Origin of the sequence: Vibrio sp. DW001, from assembly GCF_029016285.1 — a bacterium.
Classification (GTDB): domain Bacteria; phylum Pseudomonadota; class Gammaproteobacteria; order Enterobacterales; family Vibrionaceae; genus Vibrio.
The window spans coordinates 696,352-720,149 of the sequence record NZ_CP091975.1 but is presented as its reverse complement, the minus strand read 5'-3'; the positions used below and the strand labels follow the sequence as shown (position 1 = coordinate 720,149).

Genomic DNA, 23,798 nt, shown 5'->3' with positions numbered 1-23,798 from the left:
TGATTTAGGTGATATTGGAATAAATTCAATATGTTACAAAAATAAATTGAACTTATACCAATTTCACCTACCTGTTGCGGCCGTATTATAGAGGAAAAAGTTTTGTGACGTAACACCAAAAGCAACCGTTTGCGCCATTTTTTGATAATCTAGCCAATAAAGCTAGAAATAGCGTATAACCTGCAAATAGTCACTGTTTTCTTTAATGATTCTTTGCCGAACATTGCAGCTCTGCTATAAAGAGCATAGTCAATCTATAAAGAACCCCTTTTAATGCGTAATTTTTTTAACCATTACTGGTACAAAACATCTCTAATACTTATTTTGGGGCTTTTCTTATCCGGTTGTCAGATTGAATCTGATCCAAAAAGTGAATTAGATAAAGTCCGTGAAAGAGGCGTATTAAGAGTTGGGACATTGAATAACCAGCTCGCCTATTATATTGGTCCCGACGGTCCTACTGGCTTAGATTACGAGCTTGCAAAACGCTTTGCAGACGAACTCGGAGTGAGACTGGAAATGAAACCCGCTTATCGTTTATCCGGGTTGTTTCCTGCATTAAAAAACAGTGAAATCGATATTATTGCGGCGGGTATTAGCCAAACACCTGCTCGCATACAGTCATTTCGTGCTGCACCTGCGTACTATTATGTTAGCCAACAGCTTGTCTACAAAGCCGGAAGTTGGAAACCAAGAAGTATTAAAAACTTAGTCGCAAGGCAACAAAAGAACCCAGAAGAAATCTTAGCCATCGTTTCAGACTCTCACTTCGTGCCAACATTAGAAAATCTTAAGATTGAATATCCTACGTTGGAATACTCCACCAGTAAGGACTCCGATGTAAAAGACCTACTTCGACAGGTTTCTACCGGGGAACTTGCTTATACGATTGCCGACTCAGTAGAGCTCTCTTTAACCCAACGTTTATACCCAGATATTGCACTCGCACTCGAACTGACCGAAGACCAACCTATTTCTTGGTATATGAGAAAAGCGGATGATGAAAGCCTTTATGCCCTATTGATAGAGTTTTTTGGAGAGATGAAGCAATCGGGTGATCTCGCGACACTCGAAGAAAAGTACTTTGGCCACGTAGAAACCTTTGATTACGTCGATACCCGCGCCTTTGTTCGAGCTTTGGATAGCAAGTTGCCAAAATGGGAATCTCTCTTTAAAGAACACGCAGGTAAGTTTGATTGGCGCTTAATAGCCGCCCTCTCTTATCAAGAGTCACACTGGAACCCTAGAGCAACGTCACCGACAGGGGTTCGTGGCATGATGATGCTCACGCTGCCTACAGCGAAGCTCGTGGGTGTGAAGAATCGCTTAGACCCAGAGCAAGCGATCATAGGTGGGGTCAAATATTTGCAGCGTATTGTTGAACGAGTACCTGATTCCATACCAGAACACGAGAAAATTTGGTTCGCCCTCGCCTCTTATAACGTTGGTTACGGACATATGATGGATGCTCGTCGCCTGACACGTTCACAAAAAGGCAATCCCGACTCTTGGGCGGATGTAAAAGAGCGATTACCACTGCTTAAAAAACGTAAATATTATAGTAAAACTCGATACGGCTATGCCCGAGGGGATGAAGCCAGAAACTATGTCGAGAATATTCGACGCTATTATCAATCGATTATTGGCCACGTTGAAGAACAGCAGGCCTTAAGCGCCGATATAGATATTGAAGGCATTCAGGTTATTGACGTTCCGTTGCCTCCAGAAGAGAACGGGGAACTGGTGGGCCCACCAGAGAAAGGGCAATCAATCCTTCTTCCAGCGACAACAGAAAAAGAGTCAACATCAGAACAGAAAGCGTCGACACAGAAAGAACCAATGCAAGAAAAGTCGGTACAGCAATAATCGAAAAGCAGATAATTCATTTATCTGCTTTTTTTTCATCTGCGCTATTCATCATTTGGTAATAAACTATCTTTATAAAGAACGCTTACAAAAAATGATAACACGACATAACCTAGATTAAGGTTACATAAAAAGGAGAGTGACAATGCACTCTATTAGAAAGCAGTCAAAAAGCCTCGCGACGAAAACATCATCAGCGAACCGTCGAAAAAGAATGTTGGCCAACAATAAAAAGAAAGTTATCTGGCGTCACAGAGCTTATGTTCATTGCGAAACGTTTGACTAGTTTCTCTGCTCCATAAGAAACTCAGACGGTTTGATTTGTTTTTAACTCTTTCTTCTCTTTGCGTCTTCGTTTAAAGAAAGATTGCAGCTGAATTCTGCACTCATCTTCCAGTAATCCTGCCTCCACATCGGCATAATGATAAGCCGCTTGGGTATCAAACAGATTTAGCACGCTTCCGGCAGCCCCAGACTTTCGATCCGGTGCGCCATAAACAACGCGCTTTACTCGACTATGCAACAACGCACCTGCGCACATAGGGCATGGTTCCAAAGTGACATATAGAGTGGTATCGACTAAACGGTAGTTTTCGAGTATCTGTCCAGCCTGTCTTAACACCTGTATTTCAGCGTGAGCGGTAGCATCGTGATCACAGATAGAACGATTAAAACCTCGAGCAATAATCTCCCCATCCTTTACTAAAACAGCACCTACGGGTACTTCTCCTGCCAATTCGGCTTCATGAGCAAGCGATATAGCTTGGCGCATAAAATACGCATCTTGTTCAGAAAATGTTTTCGTGTCGGTCGTCAATGGGGAAACCCTGTCGCAGTCAATATTGATAGCGTATTGTAGCGTAGCTGAGCGTCAAAATGGAACCTGTTAACGCGATTCATCATCCTTATATCAATCACATTAATTACTTTATTAAAATGAGTTCGTTTCCGCCAAGCACCCAAGGCGTCTCTGTGCGAACACCATTCATCTGACCTGTTATTTAGAGGCATCGGTATTGTATCGCGCACTTTTCAAGATTAAGCGACGAATTTCACCCGAGACACCGCGCCAGTTAACCTCAACTTCAAGCTGTTTGAGGCCTGAAATGGTCTCTAGGTCCGTGATTGTTGACGTCACCGTAAATCGTTGGCTTTCCCTCGTTTTTAATACCTCGACCGTTTTTGGAAGCAGAGTCATTTTAGAGAATTGAACACGGCTTTCTAAGCTGCCACCCTTTAAACGCAATTGCTCTAATGTAGATTCAGCGAGGTACAATGCCTCTTGTTGTCGTTGGGCCAGCCGAGCACTTCTCAGTGTGTTTATTTGAAGCTGGGCTAACCCTAAGATAGAAAACGAAATAAGGAGCATGACGATAAGCACTTCCATCAGCCCAAATCCACGAACCTGCTTATTTAAAATCACGCCAGCTCCCTGCCACCCACTCGACGCGATACTTAGGCTTTTCACTAACCAGTAATTGACGGTAAAGTGACAGGCTTCCTACCGTCGAGGTTATTGAATATTGTTTATCACTTTTTCCAGTGTCCAAAACCCACGTCACCTCAACAGAAAACGGTAGGCTGCATTCGCTTACCTGTTTATCTATTGCCATTGATTTCGTTACCGACTGACTCGCGAACAGGGCGAAAGCACATTCTAACCCCGCCTCGGCCAGCCAAAACCTTTTACGGTACTCAATCTCACTTTGTCCCCTTTTATACTGCGTAAACACGCCAGAATAGCTAGCCATAGACAAAGCAAGTGCCGCTAATAGAAAAAAGTGACACAGTATCAATACCGCTATCCCTTTCTGTTTCATTCTCATCGCATTGCCACGCTTATCGCCAGGTTACATTGGGCCTCAATATCAACCAAGGAAGCCGTCAGTGATAGCTCAATTAAGGCGGGTTCAACACCACTCATCTGCGTTTCTTTGACCACAAAGCTAACCAGACGGATCTGAGTCTGATCAAACACTGAATAGAAGGGATGGCACTGATTATTGATGGATGAGTTCGTTACCTTGTAGGAACAATATTTAAGTTTCTTCTCTTTGCTATCGGCTTTAAACACGGAATAGATAACCTCGTCACCCTCTCGATAGACGTAGCTCAGTTCTGACTCTGAGCTTATTATCTTGCTCGCTCTTCTAAGATCATCCTGAATAAAGCGCAATGAATCAGAAACCGTACTGTGCAGAAGAAGTAATCGAATCTCCTTCTGAGCGGCAGAACTACTCGCAATCGTGATAGAGGTTAAAGTGGTCATCGCTAACGCCGTTAACGCACTCGTCACAAGCGTCTCAACTAAGGTGAACCCACGTACATTGGTGCGTTTTAGTGCTCTTATTCCACTAACATTTTGAATAGCCATAAAATTGCTCCCCAATAGCGCATATCCTCACTCGCCCGGTAATATGGTGTGTAATCAGTTTCAATGAGGTGCGATTCGCCGCTTTATCGCCTATCAATAGATAACCGTTTTCTAATACCCGTCCTGTTCTGCCATCCAGTTTTATTGATGTCCAAGAGGGAGAAAGCGGGGTGCCCTCCCCTTGAGTAGACGCAATTTCATTATCGTCACCGGTCACTCGGTTATGCTGCACCAAAGACAAGCGCCAACCATTCACACTTCCTCCTTCACCCTCCGAATACCGTACCCAGAGATCTTGCCGTCTCGTCAGTGCTTCTACTCGAGCTTGACTGAAAAAGCTTTTCAGCTCCACAGCCCGCTGCCTGAGTTGATAGTTTTGATAAAACAACTGAACGTTAGGCAAGGCGACGGACAACAAAACACTCGATACGGAAAGAACAACAAGAAGTTCGACTAAGGTAAATCCTCGATTCATCAATAACTCCTAGTACCAAGCGAAAAAAGTCATCGTTCACAAACTGATTTCGCTTGGCATGACAATATGCATGGCGTGATGCTAACAACTAAAATTGAAACGTTTAAACGAAGAAAACACATTTTGGAGGGAGTTCAGAACTATAGCTGGAACCACTGTCTGTTTATCTTAGGGCGAGAGATTTCACCCGCAAATACTTGTCGAAATTTAGGCACAAAAAAGCCACTGCGGTGAGTGGCTTTTATCGCGAGTCTTAACGTGATGGTACCTATCGAACTAGGTACCAGTGTTAATCTCATTCATCTACTTAATTGGTTAAGTCATCAAAAAACTTCTTAACGCCGTTGAAGAAACCTTCTGATTTAGGCTTGTGCTTATTGGCAGCATCACCACCACACGTCTCTTCGAACTCTTTTAACAGCTCTTTTTGACGCGAACTGAGTTTGACTGGCGTTTCAATAACCAGCTTCACAATAAGGTCGCCAATACCGCCACCACGAACGCCTTTCACACCTTTTCCACGCATGCGGAATAAGCGATCCGTTTGTGTCTCTTCTGGCACCTTAAGGTTTACACGGCCATCGAGTGTAGGTACTTCAACTTCGCCACCGAGTGCTGCTTGAGCAAAACTCACTGGTACTTCGCAATAGAGGTTGTTGCCTTCACGTTCAAAGATGTTGTGCTCGCGTACATGAACCTGAACGTACAAATCACCTGTTGGTGCACCTTGTTCTCCAGCTTCACCTTCGCCTGATAGGCGAATGCGATCACCTGTGTCCACACCAGCGGGGATCTTAACGTTAAGTGTTTTGGTTTTCTGCTTACGACCTTGACCATGACATGAATTACATGGGTCTTTGATTGTTTTGCCTTTACCGTTACAGGTTGGGCACGTTTGTTGAACAGCAAAGAAACCTTGGCGCATCTGCACTTGGCCGTGACCATGACAGGTTGCACATGTATGCGCGCTCGAACCTTTCTTCGCGCCAGAACCGTCACAAACTTCACACTCTACAAGAGTCGGTACTTCAATCTCTTTTTCGCAACCACGAACGGCATCTTCTAAAGAGAGTTCCATATTATAGCGAAGATCAGCACCACGTTGAGCACGCGCTTGACCTCCACCACGACGGCCTCCGCCGAAAATGTCACCAAACACATCACCAAAGATATCGCCGAAATCACCACCTTGGCCGCCGCCGCCACCCATACCACCTTGTTCAAAAGCAGCATGACCATATTGATCATAGGCCGCTTTTTTCTGGGGATCGGTTAAGATTTCATACGCTTCTTTTACTTCTTTAAACTTTTCGCCAGCCTGATCATCATCCTGATTTCTATCGGGATGGAATTTCATCGCAAGACGCTTATACGCCTTTTTAATATCTCGCTCTGAGGCTTCACGGCTTACGCCTAAGACTTCGTAAAGATCACGTTTTGACATGTTTTCAAATACCGTTTACTTGCTTCAAATCTAACTAGAAAATGGCGATAAACCATTATCTAGTTAGATTCATTATTTACAAATTTACGGGCGAAAGAGAAAACTCCAACGCCCGCAACATATATTGAGACTACAAATAATTCTTTGATTTCTTCCTCCTTACAAGAGAAAGAAATCACTTCAATTATTTTTTGTCGTCTTCTTTAACTTCTTCAAACTCGGCGTCAACAACATCGTCATCTTGCGCTTGTTGTTGGCCCGCTTCTTCGCCTTCACCAGCTTGCGCTTGTGCTTGCTGTTGAGCGATTTCCATCAGTTTTTGAGCGGCGGTCATTAGGGCTTGAACCTTCGTGTCGATAGCTTCTTTATCGTCGCCATTCTTCACTTCTTCTAGCTCTTTGATTGCTGCTTCTATTTTCTCTTTCTCTTCAGCTGGAAGCGCATCACCTGCTTCTTCGATTTGCTTCTGAGTACCGTGAATCATCTGATCCGCTTGGTTACGAGTCTTCACAAGCTCTTCAAACTTCTTATCCGTTTCTTTGTTCGCTTCTGCTTCTTGTACCATTTTCTCGATATCTTCGTCGCTTAGGCCACCAGAAGCTTGGATAGTAATCTTCTGCTCTTTACCTGTTGACTTATCTTTCGCAGATACGTGAAGGATACCATCAGCATCAAGGTCGAATGTTACTTCAACTTGGGGCATACCACGTGGCGCAGGCTGAATACCTTCTAAGTTAAATTGACCTAGAGATTTGTTGTATGTCGCTTGCTTACGCTCACCTTGAAGAACGTGGATAGTAACCGCGTTTTGGTTATCTTCTGCCGTTGAGAAAACTTGGTTCGCTTTTGTTGGGATAGTTGTGTTCTTTTCAACAAGCTTAGTCATTACACCGCCCATTGTCTCAATACCAAGAGACAGAGGAGTAACGTCTAGAAGTAGAACGTCTTTAACTTCACCAGCAAGTACACCACCTTGAACTGCTGCACCCATGGCAACGGCTTCATCAGGGTTTACATCACGACGTGCTTCTTTACCAAAGAACTCCGCAACTTTAGCTTGAACCATAGGCATACGAGTCTGACCACCAACGATGATTACGTCGTTGATGTCACCAACAGAAAGGTCTGCATCTGCTAGAGCAACTTTTAGAGGCTCTAGAGTACGTTGAACTAGGTCTTCTACTAGTGCTTCTAGTTTCGAACGAGTCACTTTAATGTTCATGTGCTTAGGACCAGTCGCATCCGCAGTAACATAAGGTAAGTTGACGTCCGTTTGTTGCGCTGAAGACAGTTCGATTTTCGCTTTCTCAGCCGCTTCTTTAACACGTTGCATTGCAAGTGGATCGTTTTTAAGATCGATACCTTGGTCTGCTTTGAATTCGTCTACTAAGTAGTTGATCAGACGGTTATCAAAGTCTTCGCCACCTAGGTGAGTATCACCATTCGTTGCAAGTACTTCGAACGTTTTCTCGCCTTCAACTTCATCAATTTCGATGATAGAGATATCAAATGTACCACCACCAAGGTCATAAACAGCAATAGTGCGATCGCCGCCTTTTTTGTCTAGGCCATAGGCTAGAGCCGCTGCAGTTGGTTCGTTAATGATACGTTTAACTTCTAGACCAGCAATACGGCCTGCATCTTTCGTCGCTTGACGCTGAGCATCGTTAAAGTAAGCAGGAACAGTGATAACCGCGCCAGTGACTTCTTCGCCTAGGAAATCTTCAGCTGTCTTTTTCATTTTCTTCAGAATTTCTGCAGAAATTTGCGGTGCAGCCATTTTTTGGCCTTGTGCTTCAACCCAAGCATCACCGTTATCAGCCTTAACAATCTTGAATGGCATGATTTTGATATCACGCTGAACTTCTTCGTCTTCAAAACGACGACCGATCAGACGTTTGATCGCAAATACTGTATTTTGCGGGTTAGTAACCGCTTGACGCTTAGCAGGTTGACCTACTAACGTTTCGCCATCTGTATAAGCGATAACGGAAGCCGTTGTACGCTCACCTTCAGCATTTTCTATTACGCGTGGTGCGTCGCCATCTAATACAGCAACACATGAATTAGTAGTACCTAAATCAATACCAATGATCTTACCCATCAGACTATCTCCGAAAATTCAGTTATTCAATTTCTATATCCCATTAAATGGGGACGGAGAATAGGGATTCAACCCCCTATCTCCAAATGTTTGTTTTGTGTCTGCACCTTAGATAAGGGCATTGAATCGCTTTTCAAGGGATAGAATAAAAAAAACATTCACCATTTTCTTTTATTCAAAAAAACGGGTTGCCCAAAAGCACCCCGTTCATCCATTGATTACTACCCAGCTAATCTAAGCGGCATTCAGGACAAGTCGCATCCCGAAGGAAGGTTATTTAGAAACCATCACCATTGCAGGACGAATAACTCGTCCGTTTAACTCGTAACCTTTTTGCATCACAAACATGACACTGTTTGGTTCATGGTCGGCACTCTCTTGAATTGACATCGCTTGATGATATTCAGGGTTAAACGCCTCGCCTTCTGGATTAATCTCTTTAAGACCAAACTTAGCCACAGTGTCTGTAAATGTCTTATGCGTTAGCTCAATACCTTCAACTAAAGGTTTCACCGCTTCATTCTCAACATCAGCAGCTTGAATAGCGCGCTCTAGGTTATCGATAACCGGTAATAGTTCTTCAGCAAATTTATTCAACGCGTATTTACGTGCTTTATCCATTTCCTGTTCAGAACGGCGACGCATGTTCTCTACTTCTGCTTTTGCGCGTAGAACGGACTCTTGCTGTTCTTTCACTCGCATTTCACTTTGAAGTAGTGCGGCTTCTAATTGTGCAATCTTTGATTCTTCTTCATCAATTGCATCGGTCTCATTCCAATCAATATCGCCATCGGTACCCACAGCATCCACATCGGAATCGAGTTCCTGCTCTACTGCTTCTTGATTTAGTTCTTCTTGGTCAATTTTGTTTTCTTTGTTACTCATGCTTTCTCCAAACTTCGGAATTTAGTTTCTAACGCAAGTCTTGTTATCAATTTAAGAGACGCGGACATCTAAACTTAAATAAAACACTCGCGTATTTGATTTAGTTGCCTTTATTATGGGGACTGATATTAATGATTCAAGCGCTAAACGCGTCCTTTCATCTTTAATTGGATTATCTTCATGAAAAAGCCTTTTAAAACCATTGGCATAATTGGAAAACCAAGAGATCACAAAGCTGTACAAACTCATAAAGATTTGTTCCATTGGCTTGTCTCTGAGGGTTATAACGCCGTTATTGATGATCGTCTTCGTGATATTCTTGATGATATCGAAGACCAATTTTTTACAAGCTTAGTCGATATTGGGTCAAAAGCGGACCTCGCCATTGCCGTAGGTGGTGACGGAAATATGCTTGGTGCCGCAAGACTTCTCTCCCGTTTTGATATCTCTGTTATCGGTGTAAACCGTGGTAATCTCGGTTTTCTGACCGATCTTGATCCTGAAGAATTTAAAGAACCGTTGCAAAAAGTACTTAACGGGCAGTTCGTTGAAGAAGAGCGTTTTCTTCTAGAAGCAGAGGTATATCGAGATGGTCAACTGAAAAGCCATAATACCGCGTTAAATGAAGTGGTTCTTCACCCGGGTAAGATTGCTCGTATGATTGAATTTGAAGTCTATATCGATGATACCTTTGCCTTTTCTCAGCGTTCTGACGGCCTGATTGTTTCCACTCCGACAGGTTCAACAGCCTATTCCCTTTCTGGTGGCGGCCCCATTCTCTCGCCCAGCCTCAATGCCATTTCTATTGTGCCTATGTTCCCACATACTTTGTCTAGCCGACCCTTGGTTGTCGACGGCAATAGCAAGGTGAAACTGATGGTTTCTCCAGACAACAGAGGCATTCAAGAAATAAGCTGTGATGGACAAGTCTCCTTGCCTGTATCACCGGGTGACGAAGTGATCATATTTCAAAGCCCCGATAAACTTCGACTAATACACCCCGAAGACTACAGCTATTACCACGTCCTTCGTAATAAACTTGGGTGGTCTAGCAAACTGTTCTAAGGTGTAGCGAACAGTTAACGCACAATTCAGATCTCAAAAACACAGAATCGCTCACAAAAAAGTCACTCTGATAACTTTACTGTATAAAGAAACAGTATATACTGTCTCTTTATACAGTGTTGTTCATTCATACAGGGTTACTAAAATGCTGGCTCATTTAAGTGTTAATAATTTTGCGATCGTTAAGTCTCTTCAGCTAGAGCTTTCTACTGGAATGACAACCATTACTGGTGAAACAGGCGCAGGTAAGTCTATTGCGATTGATGCACTCGGCTTATGCCTTGGTGACAGAGCAGAGGCCGGAATGGTACGTCAAGGTGAAGAAAAAACCGAGGTGTGCGCGTCCTTTCAGCTCGACAATAACCTTCATGCAACGCGCTGGTTAGAAGACAATGAATTGCTTGACGGAAGTGAGTGCATACTTCGTCGTATTATCACTAAAGACGGTCGTTCAAGAGCCTTTATTAACGGCAGTCCTGTCCCTCTTTCTCAGTTAAAATCTCTTGGACAAAACCTGATCAACATCCATGGTCAGCATGCGCATCATCAATTGATGAAGAGCGATTATCAACTGTCTATGTTGGATCAATATGCAGGGCATTCAGAATTAATCAATAAATCTCGTAGCCATTATCAAGCGTGGCGTCTGGTTAAAAATCAATTAGATGAACTAACACAGAACAGCCAAGAAAACCAGGCGCAAAAACTGCTTTTGGAATACCAAATCAAAGAGTTGAATGAGCTCTCTCTTGGCGAAAATGAGTTTGTAGAGCTCGAACAAGAACACAAACGTCTATCCAATAGTGGCGAGCTCGCCTCTAGCTGCCAATCGGCGATCCACACGTTGTATGAAGGTGAAGAGGTGAATGCCTTACAACTTCTCCAATCAACAAACCAAGTTCTCATCGATCTGGCAGATCTAGATAGCTCATTGAGCACGCTACCTTCCATGTTGAACGAGGCCATTATTCAGGTTGAGGAAGCCAGCAGCGAACTACGCCACTACCTAGAAACTGTCGACATCAATCCAGAAAGAATGGTCTATGTTGAAGAACGCTTTTCAAAAGTGATGTCTATTTCTCGTAAACATCATGTATTGGCCGATGACTTATATACCCACCACCAAGACTTGCTTAAGCAAATAGACGATCTTGACTGCTCGGATGAAAGGCTAGAAGCCGTAGCAAAAGAGGTCGAAGCTATGCACCAAAAATTCATTACTAGTGCAGAAAAGCTGAGCAAGTCCAGAAGCCGTTATGCAAAAGAGCTCAACAAGCTCATTAGTCATAGCATGCATGAACTCAGCATGGAAAAAGCCAAATTCAATATCAACATAGAGCAAGATCATAGCCGCACCACGCCACTTGGTATCGACTACGTCACATTCTTGGTTTCTACCAACCCAGGTCAACCATTGCAGCCTATTGCTAAAGTGGCCTCTGGTGGCGAGTTATCACGTATTTCATTGGCGATTCAGGTTATCACGGCTCAAAAAGTGGATACACCAAGCCTGATATTTGATGAGGTGGATGTAGGCATAAGCGGACCAACAGCAGCAGTAGTAGGCAAAATGCTACGTACATTAGGTGAATCGACCCAAGTCCTTTGTGTTACGCATCTACCGCAGGTTGCCGGTTGTGGTCATCAACAGCTGTTTGTAGCCAAACAGACCAAAGCAGGCAAAACTGAAACACAGATGAATTCACTAAACGAAGAACAACGCGTCTCTGAGTTAGCGCGCTTACTTGGTGGCAGCCAGATTACGGAATCCACCATAGCAAATGCAAAAGAACTATTAGCGGCTTAGTATGTAGTGTGATCATTGGTCTGTTTCGTTGCGAGCACTTTTTTCTCAACCACTTTTTTGCAACCAATCGCAAATTTCGCGGTCTTATATTCAACTTGAGGTAATACCTCTTTTACTTCTCGGCCAACCTTGTTTATCATCTGGCGAGTTTTAGCGAATATATTTATTAATAAAGAATTTCCAACTATGCGATTTAAGAAATGGTTAGTTGCCGTTCCTCTAGCCTTAACAATGCTTACAGGCTGTTCTCTGGCAGAAAAATTAGTTTACCGGATAGATATCAATCAAGGTAATTACATTGAGCAACAAGCGGTCGATCAATTAAAGTTTGGCATGACGAAAGAACAAGTTCGTTATGTGATGGGCTCGCCTATGCTGGTAGAAAATGGATACCCAAATACGTGGTATTACATTTATCACCATCAAAAAGGCCATAGCGATCCTATCCAGAAAAACCTTTTTGTTAGCTTTAGTGATACTGGGACTTTGCTTGGTGTTGAGGGAGACTTCCCTACTGGTGAAGAGTTTTTCGAAGGCTTAAACTAGACAATAGGCTATTTAAATAAATAACACTACCCCCGCGCAAGTGTAATGCCGTTCGGTCAGTACCCTAACCCCTCGTCATTCCCGTGAAAACGGGAATCTGGATAAATTTAGATCTCCACTTTCGTGGAGATGACATTGGTTTCGTTAGAGAAAAAGGTATAAATAACCTTAACCGAACAGCATTACGCGCAAGTATTTTTTTTATTTATATCGTCACATCTATCGTAAAATAGCGGTTAGAAGGAGTTGCTTACACTGCTTTTTTTCGAGACTCATTTAGCTTACCACCGGTCACAGGATCCGCATTACCTTTTGCTTTTGCTTGTTCAGCCCTTTTACGCCGAATCTCTTTAGGGTCGGCCAACAATGGCCGGTAGATCTCTATTCGGTCCTTATCTCGAACGGTGGCGTCCAATTTTACATTGCGACTAAATACGCCCACTTTGTTCTTTTTAAGATCGATCTCGGGATACAGCTCCAATATTCCAGAATGATTTATTATCTCTTCTACCGTTAGCTCCTTACTCACTAGCTGAGTAAGCACACGCTGTTCGTCTGGTAGGGCATACACCACTTCTACATGAATCACTCGGGATATCTCCTTGTTCAGGTCAACTAATAAACTTGTTTCGCTCTTTGAGTAAAAGAGTTGACCATATTATTCGTTAAATCATTAAATATTTTACCAAATGCGATTTCAATAAGCCGACTAGAAAACTCAAAATCCAGCTTGAGCTCTACCTTACAAGCGTACTCATCTAGCATGGTAAAATACCAACCGCCTTTTAAAGATTTGAACGGCCCATCGACCAACTCCATCATAATGACGGTATCTTTAGTTAAGCGATTAATAGTGGTAAAGGTTTTACTAATACCGGCTTTCGATACATCGACCGACGCTTTCATCGCGTCGTCGCTCTTCTCAAGTATTTTTGAACCTGAGCAACCAGGCAAAAACTCTGGGTACTTGTCTACGTCATTGACGAGATCGTACATCTGCTTTGCACTGAAAGAGACGAGTGCTGAGCGTCTAACTTGTGGCATAAATTTTCTCGTAACATCTATTACTCATCTAACGACAAGGATTATTATTATTTATCAACGCGGAAAGTAAAAATAAGGTTTCCCCAATAGAGGGTCAATCCGTATAATAGCGCCATTATGGCAAAGAAAAATTCAAAATCCAAAACTACGAGCAATACAATTGCTCAAAATAAGAAAGTTCGCCACGAATACTTTATCGATGATGAAGTAGAAGCTGGCTTGGAGCTTCAAGGCTGGGAAGTAAAATCACTCCGTCAAGGTAAAGTTAATATCGCAGAAAGCTATGTCTTTATGCGAGACGGCGAAGCCTTTATCAGCGGGATGACCATTACCCCTTTAAATCAGGCATCAACGCATGTTGTTGCTAACCCGACTCGTGTCCGCAAACTTTTGCTTTCTAGAAAAGAGCTGGACAACCTGTTTGGACGAATCAACAGAGAAGGCATGACACTTGCCGCATTAACACTCTATTGGTCGCGTTCTTGGGTCAAAATCAAAGTTGGTGTGGCGAAGGGTAAAAAACTTCACGATAAACGCACTGATATGAGAGAAAAAGATTGGGCACGCGATAAAGCTCGGATTATGAAGAGCAAGTTGCGCTAACCATTTTCGTTTTGACGTGAAATAGAGTACCACTCTCCAAGAGCGGCACTCTATTTTTATTCATGCACGTGAATAACTTTTTGATCGCAAATCATTTTCACACATGCACTTATCTTAACCTCGTTATTATACTCAGCAAGAACGAGTTTTTTCTTAAAATACGGTTGATGATTAACAAACCATCGAACCTCTTTCCTTTCACTGTTTACGGTTAACGGCAAAGACCCCAGTTGCGATTGATAATAATGTTGACCCGTTCGCAGGCTGGTAATGGCAATTTTAGCTTGTTGAACACTATCTACGAGTATCGAATGCTGCTTTTGCCATGTATTGAGCGCTTCTGGCCACCGATCACCTATAACAAAACGCCCATTAGTCTGCATACTAGGTGGCGTTAATCGATTAATGGTTAGACTTTGCGTCTTTCTTAGACAAGACCCATTCACACTACTGGCATAAGACCGTCCACTTGGCCAGCAAGTTAGCACCTTACTCACTAAAGCGGGTTGTTTAATCTTACTTATATCCCTTGGTAACAAATCAAACACATCAAACATTATTGGAGCCGCTTGAGTGGCTCCAAGATAGCCGACTAACGGGCTTGCATCAGGTCGACCAACCCATACCGCCACGGTATAATCAGAGCTAACTCCTACAGACCAAAAGTCGCGATAACCGTAACTGGTTCCTGTTTTCCATGCTATTTTTCTTCTCGCGCTTGGCACCACTCTATCCGGAGCGCTGAGGTCACTTAACGTGTCAAAGATAATCCAACTGCTTGCATCGCTGAGTAATGGTTTTGCATTACTCAATGGCTGATCCTTCACCAATCTCAAATCATTCACTTGCCCATGATTTGCTAACGAACGATACAAGCTCGCTAAAACCATTAAGTTCGTCCCTGTGCCGCCAAGGCCAACACTCAGGTTCGCTTGTTTATGTTGAAGATGAATACCCGCTTGAGCCAGTCTTTCATCAAACACTTCTGGAGTAACACGATTGAACACTTGAATCGCCGGAACATTAAGCGAAAGTTTTAGTGCATTACTTACACTCACAGCACCAACAAATTCGCCACTTAAATTGTTCGGTTTATAGCCAGAAAACGATGATGGAATATCACTAAGTAAGCTCTCACTGTGAATAATGCCAAGGTCTAACGCGAGGCCGTAGATGAAAGGTTTGAGTGTCGAGCCCGGCGAACGAATGGCTTGTACCATATCTACGTGTGCGAATCGTTGCTGGTCGGTAAAATCCACCGAACCTTGATAAGCAAGAACCTCTGCGTTCTTATTGTTTACAATCACAACCGCCGATGACGTTTTTCTTGGTAGGCTATACTTTAAACGTGACAGTAACTTAGTCACTTTTTGTTGAAGTTCATAGTCAATGGTTGTCGTGATCACGGTACTTTTTGGGTTTTCTCTTTGCAATTTCCTACTTAGCAAAGGAGCAAGTAAAGGCAACACATCTTCCTTTACCCTTGCCGATTCTTTCGCTAATAGTTGAAATTCTTCTTCCGATATAAGGCCATTTTTAGTCAGGCGCGCGAGCACTTTATTTCTCATTGCTTTAGCGCGCTCAGCGTATCTGTCTGGTCGATTTAATGAAGGACGTTGTGGTAATACGACCAAAAGCGCCGCTTCGTTTTTGGTGAGTTTTTTTGCAGATTTATTGAAATAGCGTAGCGATGCGGCCTCTACACCTTGAATATTTCCTCCAAACGGCGCTAGGTTAAGATATAAGTTAAGTATCTCTTCTTTGCTATAACGCCACTCTATTTGAAAAGCTCGCCATACCTGCTTTATTTTTCCCAAAATAGAACGCGAATGAGGGTCAATAAGTCGCGCGACCTGCATAGTAATCGTCGAACCACCAGAGACAACATATCCATTGTCAATCCATTGCCATGTCGCTCTAATAAGTGACAATGGATTAACACCTGGATGATAGTAAAACCAGCGGTCTTCGTAATTTAGTAAAGCATCTAGATAAAAACCATCAACATGATCGGATGATACTTGATAGCTGTGTATACCTTCTCGGTTAGCAAATGATCGCAGTACCTCACCATGTCGAGAAGTCACCACCGTTGAATGACCATTGGGATATAACACTGGCAACGGATACCATTGGTTCAACATTCCCACAATCGCGGTAAATAACACAAGGCCAATAACCAAGCCGCAATATAGGTGACGTAAACGTGGCATATCCTATTGCGACGCCTTAATGCTGACTCGGTGTTGCTGGTGCGAAATTGAAACGGATCGCCCACCTATATAATGTTTTTCTGGTTGGTACATAGATTCGATATAGATAGGTGGCACGGTGTATTCCCCCTGCACTTCAGCTCGCATAGTATAGGCATATCGATACTGTTTTCCTTTAATTAAATGCGTAGAGACAACAAATCGATCGTGCCTATATTCTGTATGGAGACTATCGCTATGCTGTTCTTCTTCCTCTTCGACAATAGTGACACCCTGTCCAAGGTTTGGGTTCTCTAACACAAAACCTGCGGGAATTCGGTCCACTATCAACGCATTATTGATGGTTTCATCTAGCTTTAACCAAAGGTTGACCGTGACTCTATCGCCTATATTCACTACCTTGTGAAACGGTTTTCCTGAATCAGCATCATCAACCAACTTACCATTCACACGCCAACTTCTGTTTACTTTGTCACTCTTCGTTACCTTGATGGTATTGAACGAATTATCTGGCTCTATAAACTTGATGTTTTGCATATAACCTTGAGCCAACACCTTAAGATAGATAGGATCTTCACCCTGATTGGTTATCTCCATATTTTCGTCAAGCAACTGGCTGATTTTACCGTTTTTTTGCTGTACTTTTTCATCAATTGAAACGGATAATAACTGGCTACTATTTTCTTGATCTGTAAGCACTGCGGCTCTTAATAACGCCGCGCGTTCTTGGGTGCTTAACCAGTTCTTTTCTGCAGAACTCGCTGCAACTTCTTCAATGTAGTCGGCCTGAAGCGCGAGTGCTAGGCTCCTTAATTCCTCATTTTTAGCGATGTTATTTAGCAGCAATATCGCTAAGGATAAATCTCTAATATCGGAACCATAATCATTGTAATAGATAGTATTATTTCGCGATGCTCTGACACTTTCTAATTCAATTTTGGCGGTATTCGTCGCCCCAACATTATTGAAAGTGGCAATGAGATGAAGCCGAGATAGCTCCGTGTTATATATACTAGTATCGTGCCCGTAATTGATATCGCTATAACTGATTAACCCTTGCTCACTCAGTAGATAAGCGGCATAAACTTTGGAAAGTAAGTTCGACTCATCATCGTCATCATTAAGGTATTGTTGAATACGTCTGTAGGCATCTTCTAACATCCCTTGTGGCGCAATATTAGGGTAAAGACGCTCGGCTTCTGTCAAAAACTCGGTGATGTAAAGAGTAAGCCAATACTCTTCAGGTCCGTAGCGATCCCACAACCCAAATCCCCCGTTTTCTTTTTGCATATTCTTCAAACGCCTAATCGCATCGGCAATGAGCTCTCGCTTATCAGTAGACTCCGATTGCTGTTGTAGCGCGCTATTTTGAAGGGTTTGCAGTTCAGGATGATCAAGTAAAAATGGCCATGCTTTACTCGTTGTTTGTTCTGCGCAACCATAAGGATAGCGTAATAGCCCTTTCGCTTGTTCTGTCACGCTTAATATGGGTTTCGCACTGATATGAACTTCCCCACTGAGACCTTGAACTACGGACATACCATTCCATAAAGAGGCAGGCACACGGTACGATTGATTAGCAGACAACTTCATAGACTTCGCCTGACTCACCCATGGCATAGAGGCACGAATCGGTATACTCCACTGACGATCTATATTTGTGGATTGAGATGAATCACTTACCTTGAGTTGCAGTACCGCTCTCTCTGTTAGGTTATCTGAATCAAGAATAAATGCGACATTTTGGCTCCATCGTTCACCGTTATCTAACCTGAGTTTTTTCGTAAATAACGAACCGTTTGAAAACAAGGATGTGATATACGACGGGGCTGCTTCACTTACATTTTCGCTTGCCTCAAGCGCCAACGTGAACGTTTTATCTTTGCCACTGTTATTGAAAATATCGATAGTTGTTGTAGTGATATCACCCGGTACCACAAAGCGAGGGACACTCAGCTCGGCAACCACAGGCATACTAATGGTGTTATCTTGAACCAGTTGTCCAACTTGTTCATTGTTAAACGCGGTCACCACTACTTGAGCCTCGCCGTTATAGTCGGGGATATCTAGCTCAATAACGACTTTGCCGCCGATAAGTTTGTGGGGTTGAGACATTAATACAATGGTTTTACTATCGACTAAATCGTCATTGCTATTCTCTAATCTTTTATTGAGATCGCTACCGAAACGAGATTGAGCAAAAGGGTCCGGCCTTAACTCGTATAGCCTTGAATAGAGATCCACAATATCAGCACTGTATCGACGCTGGTCAAAGAAGTAATGATACGGGTCGGTTGGCATAAATCGAGTAAGGTTGGTGATGCCTTTATCAACCAACGAGACGGTTACCCATGTATCACTTAGAGTATCAATGGATAAATTTGTAGCTTCGATAGGAATGGAGAGCTTTTTCATCGGCTCTATACGCTCTGGCAGTTCAATAGAAAGTGCTATTTCCCGCTGATTACGATCTAACTTTAAAGGCACAATACCAAGGTAACGCTTAGGTGTTTCTCCAGATATTCCTGTTAACGTCGCCGTAAGAAAAATATCGTGTCGCTCAAGTGGCCGACCTTCAGTATCGACTAACGGCACTTCTATTTGCACATCGCCTTTTTTAACCTGAACCCGCTGCGACCACAGCATCGTATCACCTTCAAGCGTGAGCAGTAACGAACCGGCCATTGGACTATTAACAGTGACGTTTGAATGCCCATCACCTTCACTATAACCACGTTTATCTGTAGTGATATTTAGATGACCCGGTTTCATTTTAATCTGGCGATTACCCTGATACCAACCCGCGTAAAATGGATATATCGATTCGGTGCCTTGGGCAAGTTCAACCACTTTTAACCGATAGTCTCCCCACTCCACGCCATAATTCACTTTCTGTGCTTCTTGTGCCAACTCTATTGTTTTCTTGGAAATGTTCACCCATTCTTGCTGTTCTTCACGGCTCCAACCGCTGCCCTCTTCATACACCCAATAATACGGCCCTTGGTTGTACTCTAAGCTCACCTCTACCCGTCCCTCTCTAAGACTCTGCCCATCGGCAGCAAGTAAAGCGATTTCAAACTCAGCTTCACTTTGATAAGCGAAAGAATCTGAAGCAGGTTTAATCGCAGGGATAAGGCTATCTCGCCATGTGGTAAAAAGCACTTTTCTCTGTATTGCTGCCCCACCCGACTCTTGTAAAGCAAAATTGGCTTCAACTTCAACTGGCCCTTTCAAGGTATTTTGTTTTGGTGTTGGTAGGTTAACCGTCAACGTACCTTGGTCTGACAGTTTTTTATCATCAAGCTCTTGATAATAATGGTCGAGGTTAAAACGCTTCCCTACATAAAAATCGCGGTATTTTCCGTTAAAATGTTGTACCGGCTGATACGTTATTTCTGTTTTCAGTACATTACCGGCTGCTGGGGTTCCAAACAGGTATCGACCTTCTAAATTTACAGAATTACTCTGCCCAGCCACGACAAATGGCGCGAAATCAGAGATAAGCAAATCCATTCTCTCTGGTACAAACTCTTCTAGTTGAAAATGGTATTGGCTAATAGGGTTAGGCTCACTTGGGTCTATACGCACCTCTACGGTGTACCTACCCATTTGCCAATTGGTTGATGTTTGAAGATTATAAGTATAATAACCAGAAAACGTTGATAGTAATGCTTGTTGCAATAACGCATTTTTTTCTGGGTCAATGACAGTTAAGAACAGTTGATCAACGCGCTCTTCAGACGAAACCGCTCGCCCATCACTATCCCTTAATAAGATATTTATCGGTAGGTTCTCACCCGGTTTAACAAGATCTCGGTTACTGTATAAATAGGCTTCGTAATCTCTGTATTGGCGACCACCAATATTGAACTCAGAAAGGTCAAGAGGCACCTCTCGCATAGGCAACATTGAGTACTCTTCGTCTTTAGAAACAATCACCATATCGGTATCGATGATCTCTTTCGAAAAGTGGACTAACCCTTTCTCGTCAGTCTGTTTTGATTCTATCCATTCACCGGCTTGCATTAGACCAACATCGGCCCCTTCCACTGCTTCTCCGGTTGATAGGCGAGTAACACTCAATGTACCTTCACGATAATTCAGTCTTGCTTGTATGCCAATATCGGTAAGCAACATATGTTTTACTTGAAAATCACTATAGTCACCGGGCGCTTTGACGACCACGAGATACCACCCGGATGAGAGTGTATGGGGAATAGGGATCCTTGCGGAAGTTAATACATCTTGCTCTGCTTTTGGTAATTCATAGCGATCGGAAAATACGCTGCTATACGCATGCTGAACTTCTCGCAATTCCCACGCGGAAAGGCGATCAAGTAGGTAATAGTTTTGTAATAACTCATTAGGGTCGGTCACTTTTAGAATTTCAATATCGACGACGTTCATATTCATGTAACTGATCGGAATGGATTGCCGTGCCGATTGAGGCACTAAGGGGCCATTTCCCACAACCGTAATGCTTGGCGTTTGCTGTGCGTAAGATGGCAAAGAAAAAAGAGTAGAAAACATTATAAGTACAGCAACGAGCCCAGTATTAAATACCTGCTGCAAATACATAAGAGTTGTGAATAAGGAGCGAGAACGACACCATTTTACATTACTCATTTATTCCTTTCCTTTTGTTATCAATTTTTCAGCTAACCAATTGTTATCTATACGTCCAGTATTGATTATCTGCTTCAACTTTCAAGTATTTATCAAATACTTGAACAATAAATGCTACACAGTGTTGAATATTTAGTCCCCATATACAGGCAGACTTACTGCGTCAATCTGAAATACGAACAAACATTCGACACTTAACCACTGGAAACTAGACAGTGCGTACTTTTCTGTTACTATGCACGTGAACCACTTGGGGCTGATCCAGGATTCGACGGGAATTCTGAAGTCTGAGGTGCATGCCGTGGTGCGGTTTGCCACGTTAAAAAGCCGCAAAAAAATAGTCGCAAACGACGAAAACTACGCACTAGCAGCTTAATAACCTGCCAAGAGCTCTCTTGCCCTAGCTTCCGCTTGTAAGACGGGGAACAACAAGGGATCAAACCCAAACTAGCTAGCCCGGATTTTCCCTCCTGAGAGGAAAAGGGCGAATACTAATTCAGGATAGTCAGTTACTAGCGTGTCGGTTCGCAGGTAGTTGGTGAAATTAAAGATCGACTAAGCATGTAGTACCAATGATGAATGATTTTCGGACGCGGGTTCAACTCCCGCCAGCTCCACCAATGCATTGGAAAGGCCACCTTCGGGTGGCCTTTTTATTACCTGTAACAATCTAAATCGTCCTATAGATAAAACGGTTAATATCAATTTAACCTAGTTCATTACCTAAACTAAGTCACATGATCTCGTTTATGCTGCGCCAACATAGAAAGCAGAAACAATGCTATATCGTTTTTATTGGCTTGAGAGTTAGAAATATCTTCTTCTGCGCTGCGGAGAATGAACTCTTCAACTTGAGTGTAAAAATCTTGATTTGGGATTTGATTGGAACTAGGCATTGCTACCTCCTGTGATAGTTAGAACATCACCACACAAAGGTACAAATCATTGGGTGGTGAACTGAACAAGGTTCGTACTACCGCACCACAGGACACGGCCAGCCTAAGCTGCCTCGCTCAGCCCACCATAATTTTTCCAATTAACAGTTTTATACTGTTAGTCGGAATATCTTAGGTATGCCAAAGCTGCACATTACTTTTCTACTTATAGATCAATAATGTGTCCGTGGTTATAAAACAGGGTACGAATCCTGACACTGGATTTTGCCAGTGCCACGCAAGGTTAAGGTTCACTACCTAAGTTGTCAAACATTTGGTTGAGTGCTGCGAGGGGCTTGGTGTTTTGGGGCCAAGTGGGGTAGCTAGATTAGATAATGATGATGAGTTCTCAACGTTAAACGTTATGGGCATGAGTCTACTCTCGTTGCTTAGGCAAATTGTCCTCAATGAAACAATGAGGGCACACACCATAAGAAAAGCACTATAGTCCATTCCAGGTACGAGTAAATCCATTCGCCCAAAACTTGACAAAATAATCGGATTGAATCCCTAATAATTGCGCTTCCACCCAAACTTTCTTTTTAAAAGTAGTGACTAACTTGCCCATAGCTTCTTGGGTATCTGGAATAGCATATATGTAGGTCATTTGAGATTCAGCATCTTCTGCACAAACATAGGTAAATGATAAAGACAGGCCATCTATAACCGTGGATTTATTTTGCGCTTTAACACCTGGAGTACACGACTCATCATATCGAAAATACACACGTTTATTTTTGTCGGCGTCTCTATCGAGAATAACAAGAAATGCTTTATTAAATTCCATCAACTCATTTCGAGCTTGTATCGAAAACTCTCTGGCAGCGCTGACTTGCGTCGGGTTCAGTTCTACTCCACCACCTAAAAGATCATGAGTAAGCTCAAGAGGAAAATCATCACGATTTTGTTGATAAAGTTCTTCTATTATTATCGCTGAAGTATTGGGCCCTAGATTCAAGTGATTAGACTCACCATCTATAATTTTAGTAAAGCCAGCAATTAAAAGGTTAAGGGCATCGCCTAGCTTACTGACGTACTCCGCCTTCTCGGCATTGTTTACATCGAAATATTCAGATTTTGCCGCCGATATTGGACGAAGATTTAACGAGTGACGACTATTAGAATGATGCTCTGACTCAAGAAAGTTTTGGAAATAACTAAAGGAGTCATTAGTCTTTTCAATGTGATTAGTTTTTTTCCATGCTTCATTGCAAGTAAGTTCACTTCCAACTTGTTGTTCAACAAAAACAACACTCTGAATAGAAGTGACCTCTCTGTTATACTTCTTTTTGAACCTTTGAATTTTCTCATTGAAGTCGTCAATGTCCTCTTTCACACCAATAGCAATTCTCATATTATCTCGGCCCGATTTATAATCATCATATCGGTCTTCGTCGTAACAATACTCAGCTAATTTATCCCACATATTTTGTGATTTCACCGTGGTTCTTCTAATTTCTATTAGCTTTATCCGAATTACCTCCAAAGCATTACTATTCGACTCTGCAATATACTTTTGTGTTTGTAGTTGTCGATATAACTTCTCATTAGTAGTGCTTTCTGGAATTTGGGAATATATAAAGTCGAATGAATTGTAAATATCAACCTGTTCATTAAACTCGTCGACTTGAACATTGTAGCGATCTTCGGCTTTGTTATAGAGTTTTTCGGCTTTGTCCCAATTACTATCGGTACAATACCCAGCATTCGCCTGGGCAATTTGTAACGCGACACATACCAACACAAAGAGAAGTTTGTAAACTATTTTCATCATAATCAATACGCTGCAACAAAGGTTTTATACAGTTTAT

The 23,798-nt window shown here is 42.6% G+C and carries 22 protein-coding genes and 1 other RNA gene; 7 read left to right on the top strand and 16 right to left on the bottom strand.

The features are described 5' to 3' along the window. Positions 1–273: 273 nt before the first annotated feature. Together mltF and L3V77_RS03515 are read left to right on the top strand one after the other, a co-directional pair. The gene (gene mltF / locus L3V77_RS03520; RefSeq protein WP_275135753.1) at positions 274–1,866 is read left to right on the top strand and encodes a membrane-bound lytic murein transglycosylase MltF; all 1,593 of its coding nucleotides are present in this window, start codon (positions 274–276) and stop codon (positions 1,864–1,866) included. Between the two features lie 145 nt (positions 1,867–2,011). Then, entirely contained in the window at positions 2,012–2,152 is a 141-nt protein-coding gene (locus tag L3V77_RS03515) for a hypothetical protein (RefSeq protein WP_195702426.1), read from the top strand. A 21-nt stretch (positions 2,153–2,173) separates the two neighbouring features. On the opposite strand, the gene tadA is transcribed toward L3V77_RS03515, so the two are convergent. The 9 genes from tadA to grpE form a co-directional block, all read right to left on the bottom strand. Then, positions 2,174–2,638 carry a tRNA adenosine(34) deaminase TadA gene (tadA, locus tag L3V77_RS03510; RefSeq protein ID WP_275136683.1) on the bottom strand — a complete coding sequence of 155 codons (465 nt, stop codon included), beginning with the start codon at positions 2,636–2,638 and terminating at the stop codon, positions 2,174–2,176. A 225-nt stretch (positions 2,639–2,863) separates the two neighbouring features. Continuing rightward, positions 2,864–3,289, bottom strand: a complete 426-nt coding sequence (locus L3V77_RS03505; RefSeq protein WP_275135752.1) for a prepilin-type N-terminal cleavage/methylation domain-containing protein — start codon at positions 3,287–3,289, stop codon at positions 2,864–2,866. After that, positions 3,276–3,686, bottom strand: a complete 411-nt coding sequence (locus tag L3V77_RS03500; protein WP_275135751.1) for a hypothetical protein — start codon at positions 3,684–3,686, stop codon at positions 3,276–3,278. The genes L3V77_RS03505 and L3V77_RS03500 overlap by 14 nt, the downstream gene beginning before the upstream one ends. A 2-nt stretch (positions 3,687–3,688) precedes the next feature. Further along, on the bottom strand, positions 3,689–4,240 hold the full coding sequence (locus L3V77_RS03495) for a prepilin-type N-terminal cleavage/methylation domain-containing protein (RefSeq protein WP_275135750.1): 552 nt from the start codon (positions 4,238–4,240) through the stop codon (positions 3,689–3,691). Then, the gene (locus L3V77_RS03490; protein WP_275135749.1) at positions 4,221–4,715 is read right to left on the bottom strand and encodes a prepilin-type N-terminal cleavage/methylation domain-containing protein; all 495 of its coding nucleotides are present in this window, start codon (positions 4,713–4,715) and stop codon (positions 4,221–4,223) included. Before L3V77_RS03490 ends, L3V77_RS03495 begins: the two co-directional genes overlap by 20 nt. 140 nt (positions 4,716–4,855) lie before the next feature. Next, a complete protein-coding gene (locus L3V77_RS03485; RefSeq protein WP_275135748.1) occupies positions 4,856–5,014 on the bottom strand; it encodes a hypothetical protein in 159 nt (52 codons plus the stop codon). 8 nt (positions 5,015–5,022) lie between these two features. Beyond that, the gene (gene dnaJ, locus L3V77_RS03480; protein WP_275135747.1) at positions 5,023–6,159 is read right to left on the bottom strand and encodes a molecular chaperone DnaJ; all 1,137 of its coding nucleotides are present in this window, start codon (positions 6,157–6,159) and stop codon (positions 5,023–5,025) included. A 184-nt stretch (positions 6,160–6,343) separates the two neighbouring features. Next, positions 6,344–8,263, bottom strand: a complete 1,920-nt coding sequence (dnaK, locus tag L3V77_RS03475) for a molecular chaperone DnaK (protein WP_275135746.1) — start codon at positions 8,261–8,263, stop codon at positions 6,344–6,346. Positions 8,264–8,536: 273 nt separating this feature from the next. Next, entirely contained in the window at positions 8,537–9,148 is a 612-nt protein-coding gene (gene grpE, locus L3V77_RS03470) for a nucleotide exchange factor GrpE (RefSeq protein ID WP_275135745.1), read from the bottom strand. Between the two features lie 180 nt (positions 9,149–9,328). On the opposite strand from grpE, the gene nadK reads away from it, so the two are divergent. Both nadK and recN read left to right on the top strand, forming a co-directional pair. Further along, positions 9,329–10,213: an NAD(+) kinase gene (gene nadK / locus L3V77_RS03465; protein ID WP_275135744.1), complete on the top strand. Its 885-nt coding sequence runs from the start codon at positions 9,329–9,331 to the stop codon at positions 10,211–10,213. Positions 10,214–10,358: 145 nt separating this feature from the next. Then, a complete protein-coding gene (recN, locus tag L3V77_RS03460) occupies positions 10,359–12,020 on the top strand; it encodes a DNA repair protein RecN (RefSeq protein ID WP_275135743.1) in 1,662 nt (553 codons plus the stop codon). On the opposite strand, the gene L3V77_RS03455 is transcribed toward recN, so the two are convergent. After that, positions 12,017–12,160, bottom strand: coding sequence for a hypothetical protein (locus L3V77_RS03455; RefSeq protein WP_275135742.1), 144 nt, complete (start codon positions 12,158–12,160; stop codon positions 12,017–12,019). The two genes, recN and L3V77_RS03455, sit on opposite strands and share 4 nt — an antisense overlap. 46 nt (positions 12,161–12,206) lie before the next feature. Here L3V77_RS03455 and bamE point away from each other — a divergent pair, with 46 nt between their 5' ends. Continuing rightward, on the top strand, positions 12,207–12,566 hold the full coding sequence (gene bamE, locus L3V77_RS03450) for an outer membrane protein assembly factor BamE (protein WP_275135741.1): 360 nt from the start codon (positions 12,207–12,209) through the stop codon (positions 12,564–12,566). Positions 12,567–12,816: 250 nt separating this feature from the next. Here the strand turns inward: bamE and L3V77_RS03445 are convergent, their stop codons facing one another. Together L3V77_RS03445 and L3V77_RS03440 are read right to left on the bottom strand one after the other, a co-directional pair. Then, a complete protein-coding gene (locus L3V77_RS03445; protein ID WP_275136682.1) occupies positions 12,817–13,176 on the bottom strand; it encodes an RnfH family protein in 360 nt (119 codons plus the stop codon). A 5-nt stretch (positions 13,177–13,181) separates the two neighbouring features. Beyond that, on the bottom strand, positions 13,182–13,610 hold the full coding sequence (locus L3V77_RS03440) for an SRPBCC family protein (RefSeq protein WP_275135740.1): 429 nt from the start codon (positions 13,608–13,610) through the stop codon (positions 13,182–13,184). Between the two features lie 117 nt (positions 13,611–13,727). Between L3V77_RS03440 and smpB the strand changes: the two genes are divergently transcribed. After that, positions 13,728–14,213 (top strand): SsrA-binding protein SmpB, encoded by a 486-nt coding sequence (gene smpB, locus L3V77_RS03435; protein WP_195702414.1) that lies wholly within the window; start codon positions 13,728–13,730, stop codon positions 14,211–14,213. A gap of 56 nt (positions 14,214–14,269) precedes the next feature. On the opposite strand, the gene pbpC is transcribed toward smpB, so the two are convergent. Then, on the bottom strand, positions 14,270–16,426 hold the full coding sequence (gene pbpC, locus L3V77_RS03430) for a penicillin-binding protein 1C (protein ID WP_275135739.1): 2,157 nt from the start codon (positions 16,424–16,426) through the stop codon (positions 14,270–14,272). Positions 16,427–16,429: 3 nt separating this feature from the next. After that, a complete protein-coding gene (locus L3V77_RS03425; RefSeq protein WP_275135738.1) occupies positions 16,430–21,052 on the bottom strand; it encodes an MG2 domain-containing protein in 4,623 nt (1,540 codons plus the stop codon). 252 nt (positions 21,053–21,304) lie between these two features. On the opposite strand from L3V77_RS03425, the gene ssrA reads away from it, so the two are divergent. After that, positions 21,305–21,672: a transfer-messenger RNA gene (gene ssrA / locus L3V77_RS03420) on the top strand. 108 nt (positions 21,673–21,780) lie between these two features. Here ssrA and L3V77_RS03415 read toward each other — a convergent pair. Next, complete coding sequence (locus tag L3V77_RS03415) at positions 21,781–21,948, bottom strand: hypothetical protein (RefSeq protein ID WP_275135737.1); 168 nt, start codon at positions 21,946–21,948, stop codon at positions 21,781–21,783. 481 nt (positions 21,949–22,429) lie between these two features. Next, positions 22,430–23,761, bottom strand: a complete 1,332-nt coding sequence (locus L3V77_RS03410) for a hypothetical protein (RefSeq protein ID WP_275135736.1) — start codon at positions 23,759–23,761, stop codon at positions 22,430–22,432. Positions 23,762–23,798: the final 37 nt, after the last annotated feature.